25 protein-coding genes are annotated in these 25,418 nt (G+C 67.8%); 16 read left to right on the top strand and 9 right to left on the bottom strand.

Going from position 1 to position 25,418, the window contains the following annotated elements:
* The first annotated feature begins 212 nt into the window (after window positions 1–212).
* Entirely contained in the window at window positions 213–1,538 is a 1,326-nt protein-coding gene (locus MUH00_RS07020; protein ID WP_247003377.1) for an O-acetylhomoserine aminocarboxypropyltransferase/cysteine synthase family protein, read from the top strand.
* A 2-nt stretch (window positions 1,539–1,540) separates the two neighbouring features.
* Window positions 1,541–2,788, top strand: a complete 1,248-nt coding sequence (metX, locus tag MUH00_RS07025) for a homoserine O-acetyltransferase MetX (RefSeq protein ID WP_247003379.1) — start codon at window positions 1,541–1,543, stop codon at window positions 2,786–2,788.
* A 95-nt stretch (window positions 2,789–2,883) separates the two neighbouring features.
* Here metX and MUH00_RS07030 read toward each other — a convergent pair whose 3' ends face one another.
* Together MUH00_RS07030 and serB are read right to left on the bottom strand one after the other, a co-directional pair.
* A complete protein-coding gene (locus MUH00_RS07030) occupies window positions 2,884–3,267 on the bottom strand; it encodes a hypothetical protein (RefSeq protein ID WP_247003381.1) in 384 nt (127 codons plus the stop codon).
* A 263-nt stretch (window positions 3,268–3,530) separates the two neighbouring features.
* On the bottom strand, window positions 3,531–4,172 hold the full coding sequence (serB, locus tag MUH00_RS07035) for a phosphoserine phosphatase SerB (protein WP_247003383.1): 642 nt from the start codon (window positions 4,170–4,172) through the stop codon (window positions 3,531–3,533).
* Window positions 4,173–4,290: 118 nt separating this feature from the next.
* On the opposite strand from serB, the gene MUH00_RS07040 reads away from it, so the two are divergent.
* From MUH00_RS07040 to MUH00_RS07060, 5 genes are all read left to right on the top strand, one after another.
* On the top strand, window positions 4,291–5,022 hold the full coding sequence (locus MUH00_RS07040; RefSeq protein WP_247003385.1) for a DUF7978 family protein: 732 nt from the start codon (window positions 4,291–4,293) through the stop codon (window positions 5,020–5,022).
* Window positions 5,023–5,122: 100 nt separating this feature from the next.
* Complete coding sequence (locus MUH00_RS07045; RefSeq protein WP_247003386.1) at window positions 5,123–6,019, top strand: DMT family transporter; 897 nt, start codon at window positions 5,123–5,125, stop codon at window positions 6,017–6,019.
* 97 nt (window positions 6,020–6,116) lie between these two features.
* A complete protein-coding gene (locus tag MUH00_RS07050; protein WP_247003387.1) occupies window positions 6,117–6,956 on the top strand; it encodes an aldo/keto reductase in 840 nt (279 codons plus the stop codon).
* Window positions 6,957–7,090: 134 nt separating this feature from the next.
* Window positions 7,091–8,677 carry a phosphoglycerate dehydrogenase gene (serA, locus tag MUH00_RS07055; RefSeq protein WP_247003388.1) on the top strand — a complete coding sequence of 529 codons (1,587 nt, stop codon included), beginning with the start codon at window positions 7,091–7,093 and terminating at the stop codon, window positions 8,675–8,677.
* A gap of 260 nt (window positions 8,678–8,937) precedes the next feature.
* A complete protein-coding gene (locus MUH00_RS07060; protein WP_247003389.1) occupies window positions 8,938–9,228 on the top strand; it encodes a hypothetical protein in 291 nt (96 codons plus the stop codon).
* A gap of 100 nt (window positions 9,229–9,328) precedes the next feature.
* Here MUH00_RS07060 and MUH00_RS07065 read toward each other — a convergent pair whose 3' ends face one another.
* A complete protein-coding gene (locus tag MUH00_RS07065; protein ID WP_247003390.1) occupies window positions 9,329–9,649 on the bottom strand; it encodes a cupin domain-containing protein in 321 nt (106 codons plus the stop codon).
* 127 nt (window positions 9,650–9,776) lie between these two features.
* Here MUH00_RS07065 and hisI point away from each other — a divergent pair, with 127 nt between their 5' ends.
* Together hisI and MUH00_RS07075 are read left to right on the top strand one after the other, a co-directional pair.
* Window positions 9,777–10,148 carry a phosphoribosyl-AMP cyclohydrolase gene (hisI, locus tag MUH00_RS07070; protein WP_247003391.1) on the top strand — a complete coding sequence of 124 codons (372 nt, stop codon included), beginning with the start codon at window positions 9,777–9,779 and terminating at the stop codon, window positions 10,146–10,148.
* Window position 10,149: 1 nt separating this feature from the next.
* Window positions 10,150–11,328, top strand: coding sequence for a DUF7118 family protein (locus MUH00_RS07075; RefSeq protein ID WP_247003392.1), 1,179 nt, complete (start codon window positions 10,150–10,152; stop codon window positions 11,326–11,328).
* A 43-nt stretch (window positions 11,329–11,371) separates the two neighbouring features.
* Here the strand turns inward: MUH00_RS07075 and MUH00_RS07080 are convergent, their stop codons facing one another.
* Together MUH00_RS07080 and MUH00_RS07085 are read right to left on the bottom strand one after the other, a co-directional pair.
* Window positions 11,372–11,596, bottom strand: coding sequence for a helix-turn-helix transcriptional regulator (locus tag MUH00_RS07080; RefSeq protein ID WP_247003393.1), 225 nt, complete (start codon window positions 11,594–11,596; stop codon window positions 11,372–11,374).
* 3 nt (window positions 11,597–11,599) lie between these two features.
* A complete protein-coding gene (locus MUH00_RS07085; protein WP_247003394.1) occupies window positions 11,600–12,010 on the bottom strand; it encodes a hypothetical protein in 411 nt (136 codons plus the stop codon).
* 175 nt (window positions 12,011–12,185) lie between these two features.
* Between MUH00_RS07085 and MUH00_RS07090 the strand changes: the two genes are divergently transcribed.
* Both MUH00_RS07090 and MUH00_RS07095 read left to right on the top strand, forming a co-directional pair.
* Entirely contained in the window at window positions 12,186–12,590 is a 405-nt protein-coding gene (locus MUH00_RS07090) for a universal stress protein (protein ID WP_247003395.1), read from the top strand.
* 48 nt (window positions 12,591–12,638) lie between these two features.
* Complete coding sequence (locus MUH00_RS07095) at window positions 12,639–13,148, top strand: HPP family protein (protein WP_247003396.1); 510 nt, start codon at window positions 12,639–12,641, stop codon at window positions 13,146–13,148.
* 44 nt (window positions 13,149–13,192) lie between these two features.
* Here the strand turns inward: MUH00_RS07095 and glmM are convergent, their stop codons facing one another.
* Complete coding sequence (gene glmM, locus MUH00_RS07100; protein WP_247003397.1) at window positions 13,193–14,557, bottom strand: phosphoglucosamine mutase; 1,365 nt, start codon at window positions 14,555–14,557, stop codon at window positions 13,193–13,195.
* Between the two features lie 299 nt (window positions 14,558–14,856).
* Here glmM and MUH00_RS07105 point away from each other — a divergent pair, with 299 nt between their 5' ends.
* The 4 genes from MUH00_RS07105 to MUH00_RS07120 all read left to right on the top strand — a co-directional run bounded on the left by MUH00_RS07105 (window position 14,857) and on the right by MUH00_RS07120 (window position 17,975).
* Window positions 14,857–15,753 carry an HVO_0234 family beta-propeller protein gene (locus tag MUH00_RS07105; RefSeq protein ID WP_247003398.1) on the top strand — a complete coding sequence of 299 codons (897 nt, stop codon included), beginning with the start codon at window positions 14,857–14,859 and terminating at the stop codon, window positions 15,751–15,753.
* A 74-nt stretch (window positions 15,754–15,827) separates the two neighbouring features.
* The gene (locus MUH00_RS07110; RefSeq protein ID WP_247003399.1) at window positions 15,828–16,355 is read left to right on the top strand and encodes a hypothetical protein; all 528 of its coding nucleotides are present in this window, start codon (window positions 15,828–15,830) and stop codon (window positions 16,353–16,355) included.
* A gap of 66 nt (window positions 16,356–16,421) precedes the next feature.
* The gene (locus tag MUH00_RS07115) at window positions 16,422–17,294 is read left to right on the top strand and encodes a ribose-phosphate diphosphokinase (protein ID WP_247003400.1); all 873 of its coding nucleotides are present in this window, start codon (window positions 16,422–16,424) and stop codon (window positions 17,292–17,294) included.
* 132 nt (window positions 17,295–17,426) lie between these two features.
* Window positions 17,427–17,975 carry a heme NO-binding domain-containing protein gene (locus MUH00_RS07120; RefSeq protein WP_247003401.1) on the top strand — a complete coding sequence of 183 codons (549 nt, stop codon included), beginning with the start codon at window positions 17,427–17,429 and terminating at the stop codon, window positions 17,973–17,975.
* A 160-nt stretch (window positions 17,976–18,135) separates the two neighbouring features.
* On the opposite strand, the gene MUH00_RS07125 is transcribed toward MUH00_RS07120, so the two are convergent.
* Complete coding sequence (locus tag MUH00_RS07125; RefSeq protein WP_247003402.1) at window positions 18,136–20,295, bottom strand: CARDB domain-containing protein; 2,160 nt, start codon at window positions 20,293–20,295, stop codon at window positions 18,136–18,138.
* Window positions 20,296–20,464: 169 nt separating this feature from the next.
* Here MUH00_RS07125 and MUH00_RS07130 point away from each other — a divergent pair, with 169 nt between their 5' ends.
* Window positions 20,465–21,544 (top strand): DUF4382 domain-containing protein, encoded by a 1,080-nt coding sequence (locus MUH00_RS07130; RefSeq protein ID WP_247003403.1) that lies wholly within the window; start codon window positions 20,465–20,467, stop codon window positions 21,542–21,544.
* 16 nt (window positions 21,545–21,560) lie between these two features.
* On the opposite strand, the gene ileS is transcribed toward MUH00_RS07130, so the two are convergent.
* Together ileS and MUH00_RS07140 are read right to left on the bottom strand one after the other, a co-directional pair.
* Entirely contained in the window at window positions 21,561–24,860 is a 3,300-nt protein-coding gene (gene ileS, locus MUH00_RS07135) for an isoleucine--tRNA ligase (RefSeq protein WP_247003404.1), read from the bottom strand.
* 126 nt (window positions 24,861–24,986) lie between these two features.
* Window positions 24,987–25,208 carry a DUF8151 family protein gene (locus MUH00_RS07140; protein ID WP_247003405.1) on the bottom strand — a complete coding sequence of 74 codons (222 nt, stop codon included), beginning with the start codon at window positions 25,206–25,208 and terminating at the stop codon, window positions 24,987–24,989.
* Window positions 25,209–25,418 lie beyond the last annotated feature (210 nt).

Genomic DNA, 25,418 nt, shown 5'->3' on the forward strand with positions numbered 1-25,418 from the left:
CTCGTCCGGTCGAGAACACGTCGGGAGTGCGTCGGGAGTGCGTTAGGAGGGCGGCAAGCGAGAGCCCGTTCGAACGGACGGAGCGAGCCCGGAATCGACCGTTTCTCCGTCGATCCTCCCGATCGAGATTGTGCGAGATAGTAGCACTCACGACCAGCGGTTTTTGCCGTTACTGAGACGCATAAGACCGTGCAGGAGTATGCACACTAAACATGAGCGACGACGAGAGCGACGGGGCCGACTCCGGGCGGGGAATCGGGACGCGGAGCGTCCACGCCGGACAGGCGCCCGATCCGGAGACCGGGGCGATGGCACCGCCGATCTACCAGACGACCTCCTACGTCTTCGACGACGCGGACGCCGCCGCGGACCTCTACGCCCTCGAACGGGACGGGTACATCTACTCGCGGATCAGCAATCCGACCGTCTCGGTGCTCGAGGAGCGACTCGCCGACCTCGAAGGCGGGACGGGCGCGGTCGCGACCGCCAGCGGCATGGCCGCGCTCGATTCCGCCGTCCTGGTCCTCGCCGAGGCCGGCGACAACGTGGTCTGTTCGACGGACACCTACGGCGGGACGACGGCCTATTTCTCGAAGACCGCGACGCGGCGAGACATCGAACCGAAGTTCGTCCCCACGCTCGAGTACGACGCCTACGCGGACGCGATCGACGAGGACACCGCGTTCGTCCACGTCGAGACGATCGGCAACCCGTCGCTCGTCACGCCCGACTTCGAGCGGGTCGCCGAGGTCGCCCACGACAACGGCGTCCCGCTGGTCGTCGACAACACGTTCGCGACGCCCGCGCTCTGTCGCCCCCTCGAGCACGGCGCCGACGTCGTCTGGGAGTCGACGACGAAGTGGCTCCACGGCTCCGGGACGACCGTCGGCGGCGTGCTGGTCGACGGCGGCTCGTTCCCCTGGGGCGAGCACGGCTACGACGAGATCGCCGGCCCGAATCCGGCCTACCACGACGTCGACTTCTCCAGGGACTTCGCCGACGCGCCCTTCGCCGAGACAGCCCGGTTCCGTTCGCTTCGCAGCCTCGGCAACCAGCAGTCGCCGTTCGACGCCTGGCAGACCCTCCAGGGGCTCGAGACCATGCCCCTGCGGGTCGACAGGCACTGCGAGAACGCGGCGATCGTCGCCGACTACCTCGCCGAACACGAGGACGTCGCCTGGGTCACGTATCCCGGACTGGAGAGCCACGAGACCCACGACAACGCCTCGCGCTACCTCGCTGACTACGGCGGCATGATTGCGTTCGGTCTGGAGGGCGGGTACGAGGCCGGCAAGGTCTTCTGCGAGAGCGTCGAAGTCGCCCAGTTCCTCGCGAACATCGGCGACGCGAAGACGCTGGTGATCCACCCTGCGAGCACGACCCACGGACAGCTCACGTCCGAAGAACGGGCCGAAGCGGGCGTCACCGACGATCTCATTCGGATGTCGGTGGGGATCGAGGACCCCGAGGACGTCCTCGGGGATCTGGAGCAGGCGATCGAGACCGCAGCGAAAGCGAACGGCGGAACCGGTGGGTGACGATGACGACCAAGGACGCGATCGACCTCGGCGAGTTCCGGTTCGAGTCCGGCGAGTCGATCCCCTCGCTCGAGGTCGCCTACGAGACGTACGGGGAGTTCACGGGCAGCGCGGAGAGTGGCTGCGCGAGCGAGCCGGAGAAACCCGCAAGTAACGCGGTCCTCGTCTGCCACGCGCTCACGGGAAGTTCCCACGTCGCCCGCCGACCCGACGCCGGCGGCGACACCGCGGGGCAGGCTCGCGCGTGGTGGGGCGACGTCGTTGGCCCCGGGAAGGCGATCGACACGAGCGAGTACTACGTCGTCTGCGCGAACGCACCCGGCTCCTGTTACGGGACGAGCGGGCCGCCGAGCGAGAACCCCGAGACGGGCGAGCCCTACGGCACCGATTTCCCCCCGGTGACGGTCGGCGACTGGACCCGCGCGCAGCGACGGCTGCTCGACGAACTCGGCGTCGGTCGGCTCCACGCCGTCGTCGGCGGCAGCGTCGGCGGGATGAACGTCTTGGACTGGCTGCGCCGCTATCCGGACGACGTCGATCGCGCGGCCGTCGTCGCCAGCGCCGCCCGCCTCGACGCCCAGTGTCTCGCGCTCGACACGGTCGCGCGCCGGGCGATCACGAGCGATCCCGACTGGAACGGCGGCCACTACTACGGCGGCCCCGAACCCGAAGCCGGGCTCGCGCGGGCCCGCCAGATCGGCCACATCATGTACCTCTCTAAGGCCTCGATGGCCCAGAAATTCGGCCGCCGATCGGCCGGCCGCGAGGCGGTTCGAGAGGAGCCCCCGGACCCCGCGGCCGCCTTCTTCCCCTACCGGGAGGTCGAGTCATACCTCGATTACCAGGCCGAGAAGTTCGTCGATCGGTTCGACGCGAACAGCTACCTCTACATGACTCGGGCGATGGACGACTTCGACCTCTCGGCGGGCTACGAGTCGGACGCCGACGCGCTGGCGGCCTTCGAGGGAGAGCTCCTGCTCCTTTCGTTCACCGGCGACTGGCACTTCACGGTCGAGCAGTCCGAGGCGCTGGCCGAAGCCGCCCGATCGGCGGACGTCGACGTCGCCCACCACGTCGTCGAGTCGGACCACGGCCACGACGCCTTCCTCGTCGAACCGGAGAAGGTGGGGCCGCCGCTGTCGGAACTGCTCTCGACCGGGTTGGGCGGACGGACGATCTCCGATACGGACGCGGGAACCGACGAACCGTCCTCGTTCGCGCCGGTTCACACGAGCCTCTTTTCCCGGTGAGTTCGCCTCGAAACCCGTCGGTCGAGGCGGTCTGCATCTCCCCAAAAATTAGCCCGTAACAACGGGTTGAGCGGTCGGCGGTTCGTCGAGGCGGTTCAGTCGGCGGTCTGTTCGTAGCGCGGACGATCGGTAACGACGTACTGATCGACGGGCAAGCCGCTGGATCCCCACTGGGTTAGCCAACGCCGGCAGTCCCGTGCGAACAGCACGGGGCTCTCGACGCGGGCGAGGTGCCCCGCGAAACTCCGGGGCGATCGGAGGAGTGCGATCAGCGACCACATGCTGCCGGCGGCGAACGCCCCGAGCGCGGAGAACGTCATGCCCAGGGTGAAAAACGTCGTGCCGTAGACGAACCCGATCGCCATCGACGGCAGACTGGTGCCGAGTGGAACGTTCGCGCTCGCGTCGCGGAGCGTCGGTGCGAGGAAGACGATCGAGAGACCGCTTCCGATCATAAAGACGAAATCCTGCCACATCATCAAAACCGCTTACTCGAGTGTGAGTTAAAACTCTCTCGGTCCAGAAATCGGCAATTAGAACTGAAAAACAGCGACGAGAGAGTGTTCGGCGAGAACGGCGATCGGCGGCCGATCCCCGCGGAATCGGCGGCCGGTCTCGACGGCCAGTCTCAGTGCTGTCAATGGCCAGTCTTGGCACTGTCAACGGCCGATTGGCGATTGGACGCGGCGAGAGGAGTGATCGATCCGACAAGAGGGGCGATCGGCTGCCGGGATCGCCGCGTTCAGAGCACGTCCCGGTCGAGGAGGACCTCGCGAACCTCGGCCATCGACGTCGCGACGACCTCGCAGTGGGGTTCGACGGCGGGTTTCGGCTCGAACCCGATCGAGAGGCCGGCCACCCGCAGCATCGGGAGGTCGTTCGCGCCGTCGCCGATCGCGACGGTCTCGGCCATCACGGCGCCGACGTCGTCGGCCAGGTCCGCGAGGGCGTCGTCCTTGGTGCCCTCGACGAGCGGTCCCTCGACCTCGCCGGTCAGCGCGCTCTCGTCGCCGTTCGTCGGCAGCCGGTTCGCGACGATGTGATCGACGGAGACCCCCTCTCGATCGAGCGCGGCGGCGACGCCGCGCTCGAACCCGCCCGTGAGGACGGCCGTCGTGACGCCGGCGTCGTTCAGTTCCGCGATCAGGTCGGCGGCGCCCTCGCGAAGGACGACCTCGTCGAAGGCCGCCGCGACGTCCGCTTCGGGCAGGCCGTCGAGGAGGGCCGCCCGCTCGCGGAGGCTCTCGGCGTAGCCGAGCTCGTCGTTCATCGCTCGCTCCGTGATCTCGGCCATCTCCTCGGCGACGCCGCAGCGATCTCCGAGCAGTACGGTCATCTCGGAGTCCGAAAGCGTTCCGTCGAAGTCGAAAGCGACGATCGTCATCGATCGCCGATTGTGTCGCCCGGGATAAACCAGTTCAGGTTTCCCCTCGCGCCGGCGAGGTTGATTCCGAATCTGGGGGACCGTAACGTATTACGACCCCGCCCTCATTGCCGAACGTATGTCATCGAACCGACGACTCGAATACGATAAGGGGCCGCGGCTCGACTCGGAAACCGAGGATCGCGGCGACGACGGCAGCGCTCCGGACGAGCGAGACGAATCGAGCGACGACGGTCGATACCTGACGGCCGTCCCGCCGTGGGCTGCCGGGTTGGTCTCGGGAACGAGCGCGTTCGCGATCGTCTTCGCCGTCACCTACCAGATCGTGTCGGCGATGGACGCGACGGGGGCGCTCAGCGGTCCTGAAGAGGGTCCCAGCCGGATGGTACTGACGGGATTCGTCAACCTCGCGGGACACGGCGCGGTGATCGAAGCGAACGGCGAACCCGTCAGGATGGCGTTCTCGGGCAGGATCTCCGGGGGGCTGACGTCGCACCTGACGCCGCTGATTCCGATCGTCGCTCTGCTGGCCGCCGCCTACCTTCTCGTCCGGCACGTCCCGCTCGAGACGCGGCGGGACGTCGGCCTCGCACTCGGGGCGACCGTCACGAGTTACGTCGTTCTGACGGTCGGACTCGCGACGACCGCAGAGTGGACGCCGGAGGACAGGCCCGAGGCGGAGACGATCGCCGTCGCGGTCGACGCCGCCACGGTGATGGCGGTCGCTAGAACGGCGATCGTCTTCGTCGCGATCGGCGCCGCACTCGCCGCCCTTCCGCGGATTCTCAAACTCGAATCGACCGACTCCGACGAGGGCTCCGCCGACGAACCGGCCGCCGACGCCGCCTGATCGCCGACTCGAGAAATTGTACCGACACCGCAACGTTGACCCGGCCTCCGCCCCCACGTTCGTCGATGAGCGATCGCGCGCGGCCGGGTGAAGCGAAGCGATGACCGACGCCACAGCCGAGGTTCTCGCGCTCGCCCTCCTTCCGGCGGTTCTCTGGGGGTTCGCGCCGATCTTCGACAAGCGCGGGATGGCCGCGGGCGGCGGCTCCGTCCAGGCCTCGCTCGTCGTGGTCGTCGTCGACTCGTCGATCTACTGGCTCGTCATCGGCGCGCTCCGCGGCCGATCGGCCTTCTCGGGGCTCACGACAGAGGCGCTGCTCGTCTTCGCCTTCGCGGGCGTCGTCGGCACCGCGCTCGGACGGATCACCATCTTCGTCGGCGTCGACAAGGTCGGCGCGAGCCTCAACAGCACGATCCTCAGCAGCCGCCCGCTGTTCGCGACGGCCATCGCGCTCGCCTTTCTCGGCGAACCGCTCGGGCCGGTGACGGGCCTCGGGATCGTCGTTCTCGTGGCGGGCCTCGCCGTCCTCACCGTCTCGAGAGGCGGCGACGTCGAGGGCTGGCAGCCGCGGGACCTGCTGTGGCCGATCGCCGCCGCCGCGACGTTCGCCGTGGCGAACGTCAGCCGGCGGTACGGGATGACCGAGACGGCGATCCCGGCGCTCGAGGCGGTCGCGATCAACGAGACGGCCGGGCTGGTTGCCCTGTTGGCCTTCGTGCTGGTCGGGAGCGGATCCGCCCTCCGGGACCGACCCCGGGAGAGCTACTACTACTTCGTCGGCAGCGGCCTGCTGACGACCGCCGCGATGCTCTCGCTGATGGCCGCGCTTGGGCTCGAGGCGGGTCGCATCGCGATCGTCGATCCGCTGGTCGCGACTGCGCCGCTGTTCACGCTGCTGTTCGCCGCCGTGCTGTTGCGCGACCTCGAACGGGTGACGAGGGGGGTCGTCGCCGGGGCGGCGCTGGTCGTCGTCGGCGCGGCGTTGATCACGATGTGAACCGACCGACGGATCGGCAGGTCGGCGGTCGATCGACGGCGCGATCGGCGCCGATCAGCACTGTTAACACCGTGTTCCGCGCGTAGATACGTGAGACATGAGCGTTCCAGCAGTCCAGCTATCGACCGGTGACGAACTGCCGACGGTCGGCGTCGGCACGTGGAACATCGAGGGCGAGACCCTTCGGGACGCCCTGTGCGCCGCGCTCGACGCCGGGTGCACTCACATCGATACCGCCGAAGGGTACATGAACGAGGACGAGATCGGCGACGTCATCGCGGAGTACGATCGCGACGACCTCTTTCTGACCTCGAAGGTGCTCCCGAAGAACCTCGCCTACGAGTCGGTCCTGCAGGCCTGTGAAGCGTCCCTCGATCGGCTGGGAACCGACTACCTCGATCTGTACCTGATCCACTGGCCGAATCCCGCGATCTCGCTGCGGGAGACCCTCGACGCCATGGCGACGCTCCACGAGGAGGGGCAGGTCCGCAACGTCGGCGTCTCGAACTTCAGCGCGTACCAGCTGAGCGCGGCCCACCACGTTTCGGACGTGCCGATCGCGGTCAACCAGATCGAGTTCCACCCGTGGTTCCAGCGCCCCGAACTGGTCGAGTACTGCCGAGAGACCGACACGGCGATCGAGGCCGCCGCGCCGCTGGCCCGGACCGAGATCTTCGCCGACGAAACGGTCCGGGAACTGGCCGACGCGTACGAGAAGACGCCCGCCCAGATCGTCCTTCGGTGGGCCGTCGAGCGGGACGTCGTCGTCCTCCCCAAGTCGTCCTCGCCGGAGCACGTCCGCGAGAACCTCGACCTGTTCGACTGGGAACTCGACGCGGACGATCGCCGCCGCCTCGACGGCCGCGATCGGCGCCAGCCCGTCTACGACGTGCCGGCCCGCGAGTGGACCGGCGACGTCTACGGCATCTCGGAGTAGTCGGGTAGCGCAGTCCCGCCGATCGAAACCCCGAATCGACCCGACGGACGTAGCGGATCGGCCCGACAGCGGTAGATTTTGCCACCCCTGGCGACAACGGAAGGGTTTACGTCCTCCGCACGGTTGTCTCGCGCATGAAGGTACTCGTCACGGACCCGATCGCGGACGCGGGTCTGGACGTTTTGCGAGACGCCGGCCACGAGGTCGAGACAGGCTACGAACTCGAGGGTAAGGAACTCCTCGAGGCTGTATCGGACGCGAGCGGGCTGATCGTCCGGTCCGGAACAGAGGTCACGGCCGAGGTGCTCGAGGCCGCCGAAGAACTCGTCATCGTCGGCCGAGCGGGGATCGGCGTCGACAACATCGACATCGAAGCCGCCACCGACGAGGGCGTCATCGTCGCTAACGCCCCCGAGGGTAACGTTCGCGCCGCCGCCGAACACACCGTCGCCATGACGTTCGCTGCGGCCAGATCGATCCCGCAGGCCCACATCCGCCTGAAACACGGCGAGTGGGCGAAAAGCGACTACCTCGGCACCGAACTCGACGGCAAGACGCTCGGCGTCGTCGGCCTCGGCCGGGTCGGCCAGGAGGTCGCGAAGAAACTCGACTCGCTGGGGATGGACGTCGTCGCGTTCGACCCCTACATCTCCGAGGAGCGCGCCGATCGCCTCGGCGCCGAACTCGTCGAGTTCGAACCGTGCCTGGAGCGCGCGGACTTTCTGACGATCCACACGCCGCTGACCCCGGAGACGGAAGGGATGATCGGCCCCGAAGAACTCGACCTGCTCGCGGGCGGCTACATCGTCAACGTCGGCCGCGGCGGCATCATCCAGGAGGGCGCCCTCGCGGCGAAGGTCGAGGACGGCACCGTCGCCGGCGCGGCGCTCGACGTCTTCGCCGAGGAGCCGCTCCCCGCCGACTCGCCGCTGCTCGAACACGGCGACGTCATCGTTACGCCCCACCTCGGCGCCTCGACCGAGGCCGCCCAGGAGAACGTCGCCACCTCCACCGCCGAACAGATCACCGCCGCGCTCGCCGGGGAACCCGTCGCGAACGCGCTCAACGCTCCGTCGATCGACGAAAGCGCGTTCCCCCGGCTCGAGCCGTATATCGAGATATCCGAGACCGCCGGCAAGGTGGCCGCCCAGCTGCTCGACGGCCGCATCGAGGGCGTCGAGGTCGTCTACGAGGGCGACATCGCCGACGAGGACGTCGAGTTCGTCACCGCCTCGGCGCTCAAGGGCGTCTTCGAACCGCTCGAGTGGCAGGTCAACGCCGTCAACGCGCCGCAGATCGCCGAAGACCGCGGCGTCGACGTCACCGAGTCGAAGACTCGGCAGGCCGAGGACTTCCAGAGCCTCGTCTCCGTCACCGTCAGCAACGGCAACGACGAGGTCACCGTCGAAGGAACCCTGTTCGCGGGTGACGACCCGCGGATCGTCCGCGTCGACGGCTACCGCGTCGACGCCATCCCCCACGGCAAGATGGTCGTCACGCGCAACACCGACGAACCCGGCGTCATCGGTCTCATCGGCTCCGTGATGGGCGCCCACGGCGTCAACATCGCCGGCATGTTCAACGCCCGCGAGACGATCGGCGGCGAGGCGCTGACCGTCTACAACGTCGACAGCGAGGTCCCCGACGAGGCCAGGGAGGAACTCGAGACCGACGAGCGGATCATCGGCGTCGACTACATCACGCTGAACGGTCAGGTGTGAGGCCCGGAACGGCGGTACGACCGTTTTGATCGCCGGCTCCGTTCGCGACGTTCGATAGGACCTCGTGGACTCGTGACGGCGCGTAACGCCCTATAGAGGCGATCTTCGAAGGGATGAAGGGGGACGCGGTAATGGCGGTGGCTGATACGTCGACCGGTACGTCCCTCGGTTCTCGATCGATACCCGTCGATTAGACAGGTCAGTCTCGCAGCGCAAGCGGTTATCTCCGCCGTCAGCCTATCTGTGCTAGAGGTGAACCCATGTCGATCTCCGATCACCCGGACGAACCGGCCACACCGAGTTCCATGGCGGACGCAGCAGAAGCGCGCTGGATGCTCCGGACAGGACTCGCCCTCGGCCTCCTCACGACCGTCGCGCTGGTCCTTCTGATGGTGGGGCTCGACGCGCTCACCGGACTGACCGTGACCGCCGCTCCGATCGCAGTCGGCGTCGTCGCGCTGCTCCTCGTCGGGCTCGCGATCGCTGCCGCGATCGCGTTGCTCGCGACCGCGTCCGACGACCGATCGACCGACGAGCCGCCATCGAACTGAGCGCCGACGCCGATCGTCCTCCGGCGAGCGCGGACGAGACGCCCGGGCCGATCGCCCTCGCAGAGCGGTTATCGGCCGGCGCGCCGTGGATCGTTCGACCCTACGGCGCGCCCATCAGCACGAATCGACTCTCCGCGTCGCCGTTGTGGATCTCGCGGCTCGCGCCCGGAGCGATCCGGATCGCGTCGCCCGGCTGCAGTTCGATTTCGTCGCCTTCCACGGTGACGGTCGCTTCGCCCTCGATCAGCAGGTACACTTCCTCGTGGCCCTCCTCCTCGTGGTCGTGCTCCATGCCTTCCCAGCCGGGGTCGCATTCCACGACGGTCACGCCCATGTTCTCGCAGTTCAGTTCGTCCCGGAGGAAGTGCATCCCGTTCCGATCGTCGACGTCGCGGTAGTTCGTCGTCGTGTAGTCGGACATCACGGCTTCCTGCCCACGCAGCGAGCCATAAACGTTGGCGGTCGCCGAGCGGATCGATCGGTCGTCACCGCGGCGACCGACACCCGGCGGCAAAAGACCTATCGCCCGGACGGTCATGCGTTCGTACATGGACGACGACATCGCGGTCGCGTTCGACGACGGACTGGTCCCCGCGATCGCCCAGGACGCGGAGACGGGCGACGTGCTGATGCTCGCCTACGTCTCCCCCGAAGCCCTCGAGCGAACCCGCGAAACCGGACTGGCACACTACTACTCCCGGAGTCGGGACGAGTTGTGGCAGAAGGGCGGGACCAGCGGCCACGTCCAGCGCGTCGAAGAGGTCCGCATCGACTGCGACGCCGACACCCTGCTGTACCTGGTCGACCAGGAGGGCGGCGCGTGTCACACCGGCCATCGATCGTGTTTCTACCGGACGATCGAGGGGGAGCACGTCGGCGAAAAAGTGTACGATCCCGACGCCGTTTACGACTCAGAGTAGCATGAGCGAACGCGTCCACCGCGACGGCGACGGCGGCGCCGACGCGACGGCGCTCGAGCGACTCGGGGCGGCCCGCGATCGAGTCGCCGAGATCGAACGGGAGATCGACGACCGCGGCGACGAAACTGTCGCGACCGTCGCGACGGCCTACCGGAACGCCGCGGAGCTGCTCGACTCGTACGTCGATCGGGCGACCGGCACCGGTCGAGAGAACTTCAAGGCGTACATCGAACTCGAGGGGCGGTTCGCGTCGCTCGTCGACGGACTGGCCGACGACCTTCCCCGCCGGGACGCGTTCGAGAACTCCCTCGACGCGATCGACAAACGGCGGTTGAGCGAGGCCGACTTCGAACGGGCCCGCGACGCGCTCGCGCCCGCCGAGCGGTACGCCGACCTGGTCGACGAGCGCCAGGACGCCTGCGAGGCGCTGACGGAGGCGCGCAAAGCCGCGAGCGTGCGAGTGCGGGAGCTCGGCGACGAGATCGCCCGCCGGGAGCGGTTGCTCGAACTCGCGAGCGCCGACCTCGACGCGCCGGTCGATCGCCTCCGCGAGCCGATCGAGACCTACAACGCGGCGATCCGGGAGGCGTTCGCCGAGTATCGGGGATCGGCGTCCGCTCGCGAGGTGTTCTCGCTGCTCGATCGAAGCCGGTGGTACCCGTTCGTCGAGTTCGAACAGCCCCCGGAAGACCTACGCGAATACGTCGAGACCGCTCCGGCCGGGGAGTACGCGATCCCGGAACTGCTCGAGTACGCGGACTACTCCCGATCGAAGCTCTCCCACTACGTCGACGACGGCGATCGACTCAAGCGCCAGGTGGCGACCCAGCAGACGTTCCTCGAGGGGATCGACGCCGATCCCCTGTCGATCGAGTGGCCGCCAGGCCCGGCCGAAGTGCTCCGGCGGCGCGCGCGAGAGTTACAGCCGTTCGTCGGTCGCGTCGTCCGCGTCGCCGACGGAGACGAAGCCGGAGCGGCGATGGCGACCTTGCGGGAGGTCAGGCGGTGGAGTCGCGATCCCGACTACGATCGGCTCCAGACCGCGGCGCAGGCGATCGAACAGCTATCACCCGACGAGTGCGATCGGCTGGCCGACGGTCGCGTCGAGGCGGAGCTCGAATCCCTGCGCGCTGAGCGCGAACGCCTGGAGAAGGCGCTCGAAGAAGACGATCCGATTTAAGCGTCCAGCGACAATCCCGTGATACCGGGCGCGGACGAGGCGATCAGCCGCCGTCTCCGGTTCCGTTCTCCGATTCCAATTCCGGATCGAAGATGTCCTCGATCGCGCAGTCGAAGTGGGCGGCCAGTTCGAACGCGAGTTCGAGCGACGGATCGTACCGCTCGCGCTCGATCGCGTTGATCGTCTGGCGGGTGACGCCGACGGCCGCGGCCAGATCGGACTGGCTGAGGTCGGCCGCTTCCCGCCGGTCTCGCAAGTCGTTCTCCATGGGTCAGGCCCGCAGTCGGACGAAGACGTACGTGCTCCCCCAGACGAGCCAGAACGCGCTCCAGGTGAAGAAGACGGTCCACAGCTCCGAACTCCAGGTGAACCGGCCGAGTTCCTGCAGGAGTATCAGGGTCACGAAGACCGCGAGCCCGCCGTAGGCGAGCGCCCCCAGCACCAGATCGTTCGCTCGCGCGGTCAGTTCCTCGTCGCGTTCGTCGTACACCGGCGCGTCGGTCAGGAACGGGATCGCCATTCCGACGACGATGCCGGCGACGTAGACGGCGATTCCGAGCAGCGGTCGGCTGACGGCGAACCCCGCTAGGAACGCGGCGATGCCGACGATGTAACTTGCGTTCGATGCTCTCCGGTACGTTTTCGGGCGGTCGTCCCCGAACGTGATTGCGAGTTCAGTCATGGGTGATCGGTCCGGATACTGTGTAAAGCATCCTTTACAGTAAAGCGGGCTTTACACCTACTTCAATGTTGGGGCCCGTACGCGATCGACCGGTTGCGGGGGATCCGACGCGATCGAACTTGCAACGGGACGCTGAGAGCCCATGACTGAAGGCGCTAATCGTCGTAGCGTCGGTATGGCCAGACAGGTGCTCGTTCCGATGGACGACTCCGCGACTGCGCGAGCAGCCCTCGAATACGCCCTCGAACGGTACCCCGACGACGAGTTCACGGTCGTCCACGCGATCGACGACCTCGAAGCGGGCTACGGCGGTCGACCGCCGGCGGTCGACGGCGACGGCCCCGACCTCGACTTCTTCGACGAGGCCGAGCGGATCGCGGCCGAGTACGATCGGCCCGTCGAGACGCGGGTGATCGAGGGACAGGCGGCCGATGCGATCCTCGAATTCGCCGACGAAGAGGGGATCGACGAAATCGTGATGGGGAGCGAGGGCCGATCGGGCGTCTCGCGGATGCTGCTCGGCAGCGTCGCGGAACAGGTCACGCGCCGGGCGTCGATCCCGGTGACGATCGTTCCCTGAGGGACGGAAATCACGCACGTTTTCACCCCGAAGCGACGAACGATGGGCATGGACGATCGGACGGGGACGACGCTCCACACCGGCCTCCTCATCTCGACGACGGCCGGTCTCGCGTGGCTGTCGGGGCTGCCGATGCTCTTTCCCAGTCTCGGGCCGTCGGCGTTCGTCCTCGCGCTCTTTCAGGACAGCGAGGCGACGGCGCCGCGGCGCGTGATCGGCGGCCACGCGATCGGCGTCGCCGCCGGGCTACTCGCCTACCACCTGCTCGGCGTCGGAATCTCGATGACCGCGGCCGCCGATCCGGGCTCGATCGAAGGGCTGCGACTCGGCGCGAGCGGCGTGCTCGCGACGACGGTCACCGCGGGCGGGATGCTCGCGACGGACACCCGACACCCGCCCGCCTGCGCGACGACGCTGATCGTCTCGCTCGGCCTGCTGTCGACGGCCCTCGAGGGCGCGCTGATCGTCCTCGCCGTCGCGATCCTCGTGGTCGCGCATCGGCTCCTGCTCGCGACCGAACGACTGGGCGCGCGGTACGGGGAATCGTTGCGATCGTGAAAGGCGGGCGAGGAAGCGGCCGATCCAAACTCGCTCTCCGACGATCAGGCGTCTTCTTTCGCGTCCACGAGCGTCTCGTGCATATCGATCGCGAGGTCCGTCGCCCGATCCTCGTCGCGAGCCTCGGCGTAGATTCTGACGAGCGGTTCGGTGCCCGAGGGCCGGGCGAGCACCCACGCGTCGCCGTAGTCGAGTCGGTAGCCGTCGCGCGTATTGAGTTCGGCGTCGGCCGCATGGGCGTGGTTGGCCGCCGCGTCGAGCATCGCGTCCCGTTCGGCCGTCGACTCGTACTCGACGTTGCGCCGGACATTCGCGTAGCCGCCGTAGGGTGAGACGATCTCGCTAACCGGCCGCCGAGCGACCAGGCGGAGGAATCGCGCGGCTGTGTACGCGCCGTCGCGTGCAAGGCGGTATCCGGGGAAGAAGATCCCGCCGTTGCCCTCGCCGGCGATCGGCACCCGCTGGCCGTTCGCCTCGAGCTCCTCGATTCGAGTGATGATGTTCGTCGAGCCGATCGGCGTGAGTTCGAGGGAGGCACCGACGTCGGTGACGACGTCGACGAGCCGCTGGGAAACGTTGACCGCCGAGACGGTGGTGTCGCCGGCGTCGAGTTCGGCGGCCGCGAGCGCCGCGAGGGTGGCGTCGCCCTCGACGTACTCGCCGTTCTCGTCGAAGAAGATGGCCCGATCGGCGTCGCCGTCGTGGGCGATGCCGACGTCGGCGTCGGACGCCCGAACGAGGCGGCCGAGATCCTCGAGATTCTGCGGGACCGGTTCGGGGTCTCGCCCCGGGAAGTGCCCGTCGGCCTGGCCGTTGACCGTGACGACGCGACACCCCAGCTTCCGGAAGAACCGGGGACTGGTTAGCGCTCCTGCACCGTGACCGGGATCGAGCGCGACGGTGAGATCGGCCGCCGCGATCGGCTCCCGATCGACGGCCGCGAGCAGGTCGTCGACGTACTCGTCGGCGACCCCGTCGATCTCGCGCACCTGCCCGGTCTCGTCCCACGGGGCGACCGCGAACGACTCCGCGAGCAGCGTCTCCTCGATCGACTCCAGACTCGAGACGGCGAGTTCGACGCCGTCGCTCCCGATCAGTTTCACCCCGTTGTACTGCGGCGGGTTGTGCGACGCCGTGATGACCATCACCGGCACCCCCTCGCGTTCGGCGTAGGCCTGCGCCCCCGGCGTCGGTACGATCCCGAGTCGATCGACGCTCGCACCCGTACTCGCCAACCCGCTCGCGGCCGCGTCCGCCAGCATTCGCCCCGTGTAGCGCGTGTCGCGAGCGACGGCCACCCGGTCGACCCGCCAGGCCGTCCCCGCCGCTTTCGCGACCCGCAGGACGAACGCGGGCGTCAACTCCTCGTTGGCGACGCCCCGCGTCCCACTCGATCCGAAGACTTGCATTCGCGTACTAGTCGGGTCGGACTCCCCAAAGGGATTCCGACATTCGGCCCGCTAGAACGGCGATCGATAGTGGATGGATTCGGTTGAGTGTGGCACCGCGGCACTGAGACGAGTGAGAACACCACGAAAGCCCTGCCGGTAGCCCCTTTCAGTCCCGCCCACGATGGCTTAGCCGGTCAGCCACTGCGGGTGGGACTTTCGTGGAGTTCGCAATCGAGCTAGCACGGAAAACGCGCGATCCGAACGCCGCCGGAAACGCAGACAGAACGTTTTCGGCGCGCGGTCCCGATCGCTTCCGTATGGACTCCATCGAGGAAAAGCGCGTCTACGGCGATCGGAGGGGCGCGATCGATGCCTACGTCGCGAGTTCGGTGGGCGTCGTTCGCGTTCGGATCGCCGGCGATGCGGTCGGCGAGTTCGGCCTCTGCGATCGCTGCGACGCGCGGGACGCGGCGGCGGCCGGGACGGACGCCGTCGCGATCGCGACCAGCGAAGACGTCCGGGTGCTCGATCCGACTTCGGAGCCCGATTCCGGGGCCGCGGCCGAGACGGCGTTCGTCGGGACCGGGTTCGGCCCCGCGGTGGCCGTCGGCTACGACGGGGGAACGCTGCTCGCGGCGGATGCCGACGGACGGATCGGTCGGCGCGCGGACGGCAACTGGGAATGGATCGACGGCGAGTCGACCGGAAGCGAGACATCCGAACGCGGGTCGATCGGGACTGTCCGGGCGATCGACGGCAACCTCGTCGCCACCGATGCGGGCGCGTACCGCGTCCGCGACGGCGACCTCGATTACGCCGGCCTCAAGGACGTCCGTGACGTCTCCGCGGCCGGCGTTCCGCTCGCCGCCGCCGACGACGGCCTCTACAAACTCGGCAACGGCTGGATGCGGGTTCGAGACGGGGATTTCGACGTCGTCGCGGCGGACCCGAGAGCCGAACCGGGGCGACTCGATCGGGCCCACGCGGTCGCTGGCGGGACGCTGTACGAACGCGATCCCGACGACGGGGAGTGGCGCGCGATCGACGAGTCGACCGAGACGATCGTCGGAATCGGCTACGGGGAGGCGGTCTACGCGGTCACCGAACGCGGAGCGTTCCTCGTGGAAACCGCGGCCGACGACCCGGAAACGTGGCGATCGCGAGCGCTCGGCATCGGCGACGTCACCGGGTTCGCCGTGCCGCCGTCGGGGTGACTCCCGCCGGAACAGCGGACGTGACTGTCGGAATTCAGGAGTTATTAACTACCCCGAATACATGGATCGCTCACATGAGCGACCTTTCACGACGCCGGCTGCTCGCGCTGACGGGCGCCGCGACCACGGCGGCGATCGCCGGCTGTTCGAGCGACGAGCCCGAAGACGAGGACCCGGAGTCCGAAGACAACCAGACCGAGGGCGTCGACCAGTCCGATGCGGAACCCGACGAGAAGAGCGAGACCGACGTCGCCGGAACCGTCCTCGGCGACATCACCATCGAGAACCTCCACGGCGAGCCCCACACGGTCGACGTTCTCGTCGAGTTCGACGGCGAGTTCGCGTGGGAAACGATCGAACTCGACGGCCGAACGGGCGCGCAGCTCGATCGAAACTGGCCCTCCGAACCGGGTTCGTTCCGCGTTATCGCGCGACTCGATCAGGGCGATCCCGTCGTGGTTACGCCGGCGAAGTGGAACAACCCGAGCTGTATCAACCTTGTCACGATGATTCGAGAAAGCGGGCTGTCGATGGCGGTGGGCACGGACGACGGTCCGTGCGGCTCGGACGACGAATCGACCGGCGCCGACGGCGACAGTTGACGAGGCGGTGCGAGCCGGGACCGCGAGAACGAAAACTGGTTTACCCCGCGGGCTGTGGCCACGCATATGATCGTTGCCGGATCCGCGTCGCAGGCGCTCGCCGCGGCGCTCGCGCGCGAACTCGAAGAGCCGCTCGCTGCCGCCGAGTACGACCGATTCCCCGACGGCGAACTGCTCGCCGCCGTTCCCGACGCTGCAACCGTCGACGCCGGCGCGACCGACGCCGATCGGGCCGTGATCGTCGCTTCGACGGTCTCGAGCGACGCTCACCTCGAGTTGCTGCAACTCCAAGACGCCGTCCGCGAAGCCGGCGTCGGCGAGGTCGTCACGGTGCTGCCGTACATGGGCTACGCCCGGCAGGACGAGGCGTTCGAGGAGGGACACCCCGTCTCCGCGCGGGCGATCGCGCGCGCCGTCTCGACCGGCGCCGACCGGGTGCTCACCGTCAATCCCCACGAGACGTCCGTCTGCGAGTTCTTCGAGCCGACGGCGACGCCGATCGACGCCGCGGGTCGGCTGGCCGATCCCCTGCCCGCGGAGCTCGCGGATCCCGTCTTCCTCTCGCCCGACGAGGGGGCGATCGATCTCGCCGAGACGGTCCGGGACGCCTACGGGAGCGGCGAGACGGATTACTTCCAGAAGGTTCGCCGCTCCGGCACCGAGGTCGAGATCACCCCGAGCGACGTCGACGTCGCCGATCGGGACGTCGTCGTCACCGACGACATCATCGCGACGGGATCGACGATGAGCGAGGCGGTCGGCGTCCTCCGGGATCGGGGGGTCGGTCGGGTCTTCGTCACCTGCGTCCACCCGCTGCTCGCCCGCAACGCGGTGACGAAACTCTCGCGGGCGGGCGTCGAAGCCATCTACGGCACCGACACGATCGAACGAAGCGCGAGCACCGTCTCGGTCGCTCCGGCGATCGCCGCGCACCTGTAACTGATCGAGACTGACACGTTTCTCAATCGTTAAGTACCCCCTTCGTCTCACCTCTAGTTGTTCGCGAGTCGAACGGATCGGCCGATCCGGTCGATAGACGGCCGCGGAGCCGATCGCACGTAGCAGGTCCAGATGCACGGAATCGTCCACAAAACGCTCAAGGAGTACGTCGTCGAGAAGACGGACGAAGAGACGTGGGAGACGGTCGTCGATCGCGCCGGCCTCGAACCGAAGCTCTACCTCCCCGTCTCGCGCTACGAGGACGACGAGATCGACGCGATTCTCGAGACCCTCGCAGCGATGACGACGGCGGATCGGCGGACGATCGAACGCGATTTCGGGCGGGCACTCGCCCCGGAACTGCTGTCGACGTTCAAAGCGCACGTCCGGGCCGAGTGGGGACCCGAGGACGTCCTCGCGTCGATCGGGACGATCGCCGACAGCGTCGAGGGGACGACCGGAGACGGGACGCTACCGGACGTCTCGTCGTCGGTCGATCCGGACGGCGACGCCGTCGCGATCGCGTACCGAACGCACCGCGAGCACGTCTACTGCGGACTGGCCCACGGGATTCTAGAAGGGCTGGTGGCCGAGTTCGGCGCCGACGCGACCGTCGCGAAGCAGGCGTGTCTCGAGGATCCTGACGGCGACCGCTGTCGATTCAGGGTCGAGTTCGGGTAGCCGTCCGACGCGGGTCGTAACGAGTTGTAACGGGACGAAACGGGACGAGCGGAGCGACGGCGATCGCACGGTGATCGATCGCCGCACTCGTCCACGCTCTGATCACCGGCGCCTCGATCGGTGACGCTTCGATCGGCGCGATCGGAGCGGGTCGGGTTCGTTACCGTCGGCGGGCGAACCGCGCCAGCCCGACCGCGATCGCGAGTGCGGCCAGCGCCGCCGCCGGCCCGAACCCGGGGACGTCGTCGATCCGCTCGAGCGCCTCGGCCGGGCCGTTCTCGATCGCGACCGCGGTCGATCGGTCCGCGACCGCGATCTCGTACCGACCGACTTCGTCGAACGCGAGCGTCGCCGCGACCGTCTCGGTCTCGCCCGGCCGTACGACGACGGATTCCTCGGCGACGACGCCGTCGGCGGTCCGGAACGCGAGGACGGCCGCGCCCGGTCGATCGTCGACGGCGGCGACCGTGGCCGTGACCGTCACCGTCTCGCCGGGCGCCGCGCGTTCGGGATCGACCCGCAGGTCGGTCACGGTCACGCTGGCGGCCGAACGGACGTACGCGGTCACCCGATCCGATCCGACGCGGACGTCGTAAGTGCCGGGCCTCCGAGGCGTCCACGAGAGGCGTTCGGTCGTCCGCTCGCCGACCCCGAGTTCGAGTCGACGGTGATCGACGACGGACCCGTCGACGGTGACCGTCGCGTCGGCGGTCCCGTCGCGATCGCCCGCGTTCTCGACGGTAACCGGCACCGTCACGGATTCGCCGGCCGGAACGGCGATGACGGGCCGGCCGTCGGCGGTCGTTCCGCTCGATCCTCGGGGCTCGCCGCCGATCTCGATCGACGCCGGATCGAGACCGTAGGCGAACCGCGCGACCGCCCGATCGAACGCGTCCTCGTGGGCCGACCGGGACCACATCTCGGGGGTTCGATCGGTTCGGGTGTACTCCTCGGCGACCGCCCGCACCTCGGTGCCGCCCTCGGCCTCGACGGCCGCGAGGAAGTCCTCCTCGGTCACCGCGCCGTCGTTTCCGTTCAACGTGCGGAGCACGTCCGCCATCGTCCGATCGCCGTCGGTCGCGAAGCGAACCCGGCGATCGAGTTCACCATAGACGAGCGGGCCCTTGACGTACGCCGTCCGGTCGCTCTCCCACGTCGCGGGGTCGGCGAGCGCGGCGTCGGCGTGGGGCGATCGCTCGCCCGCCTCCAGGGCATCCTCGAACTCGTGGAAGTCGGTCAGCCCCCCTTCGAACGCCAGCAGCGCGGCGTAGTACTCCGCCTGGGCCTCGACGAGCCACGCCGTCTCGCGTTCGGTCCCGATGTCGGGATTGGCGAACGCCTGGCGCGCGTGGACGTACTCGTGGAACCAGACCGGACTCGCCTCAGAGAGGGGCGCGTCGGCGACCACCCACGCGTCCGACTCGCCGTACTGGATTCCCCGCGCCGCCCACTCCACGTCGTCGGCCGGCACCGCGACGACGAACACCTCCTCGCGGCTCGCGCCGACGTCGAACCGATCGCTCGCGTCGACGAGCGCGTCGAGGATCTCGTCGGGCGCCGCCGCGAGCGCCGCCGCTTCCGGTACGACGAGTCGGAACCGCTCTCGCTCGCTCGCGCGCTCGTACTCCGTAACAGGCCCGAAGTACGCGATGTCGCCGCCGGTCGCCCCGGGGCCGTCGACCGCGACCGTCTCGTCGATCCCGATCGGCGACGATCCGGTGTAACGCATGGAGATCCCCACGCCGGGAACCTGGACGACCGCCCACTCGCCCGTGCCGACGAACGTGTAGCCGTGGCCGGAGCGGTGTCCGGCCCGGGAATCGCGCGTCTCCGCAGACGCCGGTTCGCGTGCGATCGTCGGGGACCCGTACTCGCTCGCGGCGTGCTGGTGGCCGACGTCGTCGGTCCGATCGGCCGGCATCGTAAACCGGATCGTCGGGTCGTCGGTCTCCTCCGTCCACCGGTAGGTTCCGTCGCCGGTCGCCTCGAAGCCGCCCGTCGCCGCGACGGTCGCCTCGGGTTCGAGTTCGATCTCGAGTTCGGTGAGCCGATCCGGGACCGCGAAGGTCATCTCGGCCTCGAACTCGCCCCGCCGATCGGGGAGGTGTCGTAAGACGGTCGTCCGGTGGAGGACGTCCGCATCGTGGTCCGTCGTTCCGCTGGCGGCCGCCGCGCTCGCGGCGCCCGCATCGATCGATCCGATCGTCGGTTCCGCGGCGGATCGATCGAGGCCGGGGCCGCCGCCGATCGCACCGACGCTGCCGGGGAGCGATCCGACGAGCAACGCGATCGCGAGCACGACGCCGACTCGGGAGTTCACGGACGTACACTGGAAAGTGACTCTCAAGTCTTTTGTGGCATTCCCGTCCAACGAACGACCGTCGTAGCGATCGTCTCGAGGCGCGACCCCCGTTCAAAATCGTTTTGAACAGTTCTGAGCGGAAGAACGATCGGCGATCCTTACTGTCCCTCCGGCCGACGTGACGACCATGACGAACCAGCAGTCGACTCGCGATCGTAGCCGAAACGGCGATCGGTTCGGGCCAGCCGTCGATCGGCGGACGTTCATCGCCGCCGGCAGCGGCGTCGGCGCGACGATGCTCGCCGGGTGTACGTCGGATCGCTCGCCGGCGGCGGAAAGCGATGACGGCACGGACGGGGCGGACAGCGCGGACGATGCGGGCGATGCGAATGCCGCTGGTTCGAATTTCCGGCTGCTCATCAGCGACATGCCGGCCGATATCGGGGATTTCGACAGGCTGGACGTCACCTTCGACAAGGCCCGTATCTTCGACGGCGGAAACGAGGGCGAGGACGAGACCGACGAGAGCGAACAGACGGACGACGAGCGAGCGGACGGGGAAGAACGGGCGGACGCCGAGGAGCAGTCGACCGATGGGGACAGTGCCGAAGACGGGGCGAACGCCGACGGAAACGAGAACGAGAGCGAGGGGGGCGGAACCGAAGAGACGACGGACGAAACCGAGGACGCGGACGAAACCGACGACCCTGCCGACGGTGTCGAACGAAAGCGGGGGTTCTACATCCTCGATCTCGACGGCGCGACGGTCGACCTCACGCAGGTCGTCGGCGACAAGGCGAGCGGCGTCTTCGAGGGCGAACTGTCGGACGGTCGGTACCGGAAGATCGAACTCCACGTCGCGGACGTCGAAGGGATCGTCGACGGCGACGCAGTGGACGTGAACGTCCCCAGCGAGAAGCTCCAACTCACCAACCCCTTCGAGATTCGCGCCGGCGAACCCATCGAGTTCGTGTTCGACATCAACGTGGTCAAACGGGGAAAGAACAACGGGTACAACCTGAAACCCGTGATCTCGAAAAGCGGCATCAACGGCGCGGACGTCGACGTTGACGAAGTGGCGGAAGATGGCGAAGACGGTGCTGAAGACGAAACGAAGGGCTCGAAAGACGAGGACGACGAATCCGACGGCGACGAGGACACCATAGATGGCGCGGAAGGCGACAAAGACGGCACGGACAGCGAAAAGAACGGCGAAGCGGCAGACGAGGTCGGTGGCGATAGCGACGCCAGCAACGGCGAGAACTGAGCTCGATCGGCGATCGCTAGTCGGACGCTTCGGCGGCCGCCAGCGGCTCGATCGCGATCACCATCTCGACGCCCTCGACCTCCCACTCCTTGCGGTGGCCGTCCTCGACGCTTCGAAGTTCGTCGGCGCGAACTTCCTCGCGGATAAGGGATTCGCGATCGGCGACCAGGTCGGCGACGCGATCGTCGTCGATCTCGAGTTCGAGTGCGATCCGTTCCTCGACGTCGAGATCGAGGTCCTTGCGCATCTCCTGGACGCGGCGGATGACCTCGCGGGCGTAGCCCTCGCTCTCGATGTCCTCGGTCAGCGAGGCGTCGACGTAGACGACGCCGCGATCGTCGCCGTTGAGTCCGAACGCGGTGCCGGCGACGTCCTCGGGCGTCTGGCTGACAAAGGAGATCATCTCCTCGGTGATCTCCTCGTCGTCCTCCAGGACGTCGGCGACGGCGTCCTCGATCGCCTCCACCGCGGGTTCCTCGATGCGGGCCTCGTTGAGCGCGTTCATGACCCGTCCGGCGCGATCGCCGAACGCCGGCCCGAGTTCGCTCATGTCGGCCTCGGCGCTGTACCGGAGTTCGCCCCAGCGCTCGTCGGGTCTGACGAGTTCGACCTCGCGCGCGTTGAGTCGATCGGCGAGCAGGTCGCCGTGGCGCTCGACCGCTTCGACGACCCGATCGTCGTCGGCCGCGACGACGACCCGCGGGACGGGCCAACGAAGCTTCCGGCCGGCCTGCTGGCGGGCGTTCGCGCCGGCCTCCTCGATCGCGCGCAGGAAGGCGACGTCCTCCTCGAGTTGTTCGTCCGCCCAGTACTCGTCGATCGCGGGCCAGTCGCACATGTGGACGGTGTCGAACCCGGCGTCGCCGGTCAGCGTCCCGTAGATCTCGTCGCTGACGAACGGCGCGTACGGCGCGAGCAGGACGACGCTCTCGCGGAGCACGTGGTAGATCGTGGCGTACGCGGCCCGTTTGGACGCGCTGTCTTCCTCCTCCCACATCCGTTCGCGGACGGCCTGCACGTAGAACCGGGAGACGTCCTCGACGACGAACTCGAGCAGGGCGTCGAGCGCGCGGTCCTGGCGGTAGTCCTCGAAGTGCTCGGTCATCTCGGCCTTCGTGGACTGCAGTCGGGCCAGCACCCACTCGTCGACGAGTTCGAGGTCGTCATCAACGTCCTCCAGCGTCACCCCGGCGGTTTCACCGTCGTCTCGCGGCTTTGCCGCTCGACTGTCCGCGGAACGGCGTTCCGCGCTACCTCCGTCCCGTTGCGACGGAGTCGCAATGCCCGGCTCGAAGCCGTCCAGCCGCATGTACGGCAGCGGGAATCGGAAGACGTTCCACAGCGTCCGCAGGTGATTCTCCATCGTCTGCATCCCCTCCCAGGAGAAGCGCATGTCGTCGCCCTGCGGGTTGTTCGACAGCAAGAACATGCGCATCACGTCCCGACCGTGGCGATCGATCGCCTCGTGGGGGTCGACCAGGATGTCCTTGGACTTGGACATCGCGCGGCCGTCGGGCATCTGTGCGAAGCCGTGCATGAGGACGGTCTCGTAGGGGATCTCGCCGACCGCGGCGGTTCCCATGCCGAGTTGTGACCAGAACCAGCCGCGGGTCTGGTCGTGGGCCTCGATGATGAGGTCCGCGGGCCAGAGTTCGTCGAACCGGCTGTCGTCTTCGGGGTAGTCGAGGGTTCCCCACGACGCCACGGAGGAGTCGAGCCAGACGTCGAACACGTCGGGAACGCGCGTGTATGTGGTGCCGTCCTCGGTGATCGTGAGGTCGTCGACCGTGTCCTTGTGGAGATCGACCTCCTCGGGGTCGACGTCCTGGTCGACCCGCTCGGCCAGTTCCTCGCGCGTGCCGACGACGATCATGTCCTCGTCGTCGTCGCGGTCCTCGGGGGTCCAGACCGGCAGCGGGATGCCCCAGTAGCGCTGTCGCGAGACGTTCCAGTCGGGCGCCTCCTGGACGAAGTCGTGGAAGCGGTTGTCGCGGGCCCACTCGGGGTGCCACTCGCTATCCTCGATGTTTTCCAACAACTCGTCCTTGACGTCGGTGATCGTGATGAACCACTGCTCGGTGACGATCTGGATGATGCCCGTATCGCAGCGCCAGCAGTGGCCGTAGCTGTGGTGGACCGTCCCCGACGCGAGCAGCGCGCCGTTCTCCTCGAGATCCGCGGTGATCTCTGGGTCGGCGTCCTTGACGAACTGCCCAGCGTACTTGCCGGCCTCCTCGGTGTAGACGCCGTCGCTGCCGACGGGACAGAAGATCGGGAAGCCAAGTTCGCGGCCGCGGAGGAAGTCCTCCTCGCCGTGACCCGGCGCGGAGTGGACGAGGCCCGTCCCGTCGCCGTCGGTCTCGACGTAGTCAGCCGCGTAAACCTCGAAGGCGCCCTCGGCGTCGACGCGGTCGGGAACCTCTTCGGCGAGCGGGTGCTCGTACGACCAGCCGATCAGATCCTCGCCGGTCAGCTCCTCGACCACCTCGTAGTCCTCGTACCGGCCCTCCCGCAGGACCTCCTCGTGCTTGGCCTCGGCGACGTACAGCAGTTCCTCCTCGCCGTCTTTCTCGGCGCGAACGCCGACGTAGTCGCCCTCCCCGTCGACGGCGACGAACGTGTTTGCGGGGATCGTCCACGGCGTGGTCGTCCAGATGACGATCGCGCCATCGCGGTCTTCGAGATCGAACGTGACGTAGATCGAGGGGTCCTCGACGTCCTCGTACTCGACCTCGTTGTTCGCGATGGCCGTTTCGCAGCGCGGACACTGCGAGATCGATCGGTGCCCCTTCTCGACGAGGCCGCGCTCGGCGGCCTTCGCGAAGCCCCACCAGGCGGCCTCCATGTACTCGGGACTGAGCGTCTTGTACGGATTCTCCCAGTCCATCCAGACGCCGAAGTCCCGGAAGTCAGACTGGAGGCCCTCGAGTTGCTCGTTGGCGTAGTCCTTGCACTCTTGGATGAAGTTCTCCTCGCCGAACTCCTCGATGTCCTTCTTGTTCTCGAAGCCGAGGCGCTCCTCGACCCGGGTCTCGATCGGCAGGCCGTGCATGTCGTAGCCCGGTCGATCGGTCACGTCGTAGCCGCACATTCGGTGAAAGCGGATGTAGGCGTCCTTCAGGGTCTTGTTCCAGGTGGTCCCCATGTGGGCGGCCCCGGAGGTGTACGGCGGGCCGTCGACGAAGAAGAACGATTCACCGTCCGATCGATGCTCGACCGTCTGTTCGTAGGCGTCGACCTCGTCCCAGTAGTCGAACACCCGTTGCTCGAGCGCGTGGGGGTCGTACTGGTCGTCGACCTCGCCGAACCTGCTCATACGTAGCGTATCTGGCTGGGGCAGTAAAGAGGAATCGATATTGCAGGTCCGGCGATCGGATCGAGGGGGCTCTCACCGGATCGCCGGGGCCGATGAACCGCGGCGGAACTGTGGGGTCGAAACCGCTCAGACGAACTGCGCGAGGAGCTTCTTGTAACCGAGGTTGTAGGCGCCGGCATAGAGCATCACGCAGCCGATCGCGGCGAGCCAGAGGGCGACCATCGACTCGCCCGCCCCGAGGTGCTGGAGGCTCGAATACTCCGCGACGATGCCGCCGGCCGTGAGAAGGCCGGCGACGATAGTGTAGACCAGCAGCGAGAGTGATTCGGCCAGGAGTTCCGATGTCATTACCAGTCACGAATCATCGAAAGAAGGTAAATCTGTCCCCTCGATCGCGATCCATTGGTGTTGACGCGCCGGCGATCGCGGCTCCGGCCCTCGTTCCGGCGGAGACGTCTTCTCGGACCGAGGTGCCCGCGAACGCGCTCGTCGCCGCATCCACGGGATAGGTGACGGATCGCGTGAACCGCACCCATTTATTCGTCCGACCCCCTGGGT

The organism is Halosolutus gelatinilyticus (genome assembly GCF_023028105.1).
Taxonomy (GTDB): Archaea; Halobacteriota; Halobacteria; order Halobacteriales; family Natrialbaceae; genus Halosolutus; species Halosolutus gelatinilyticus.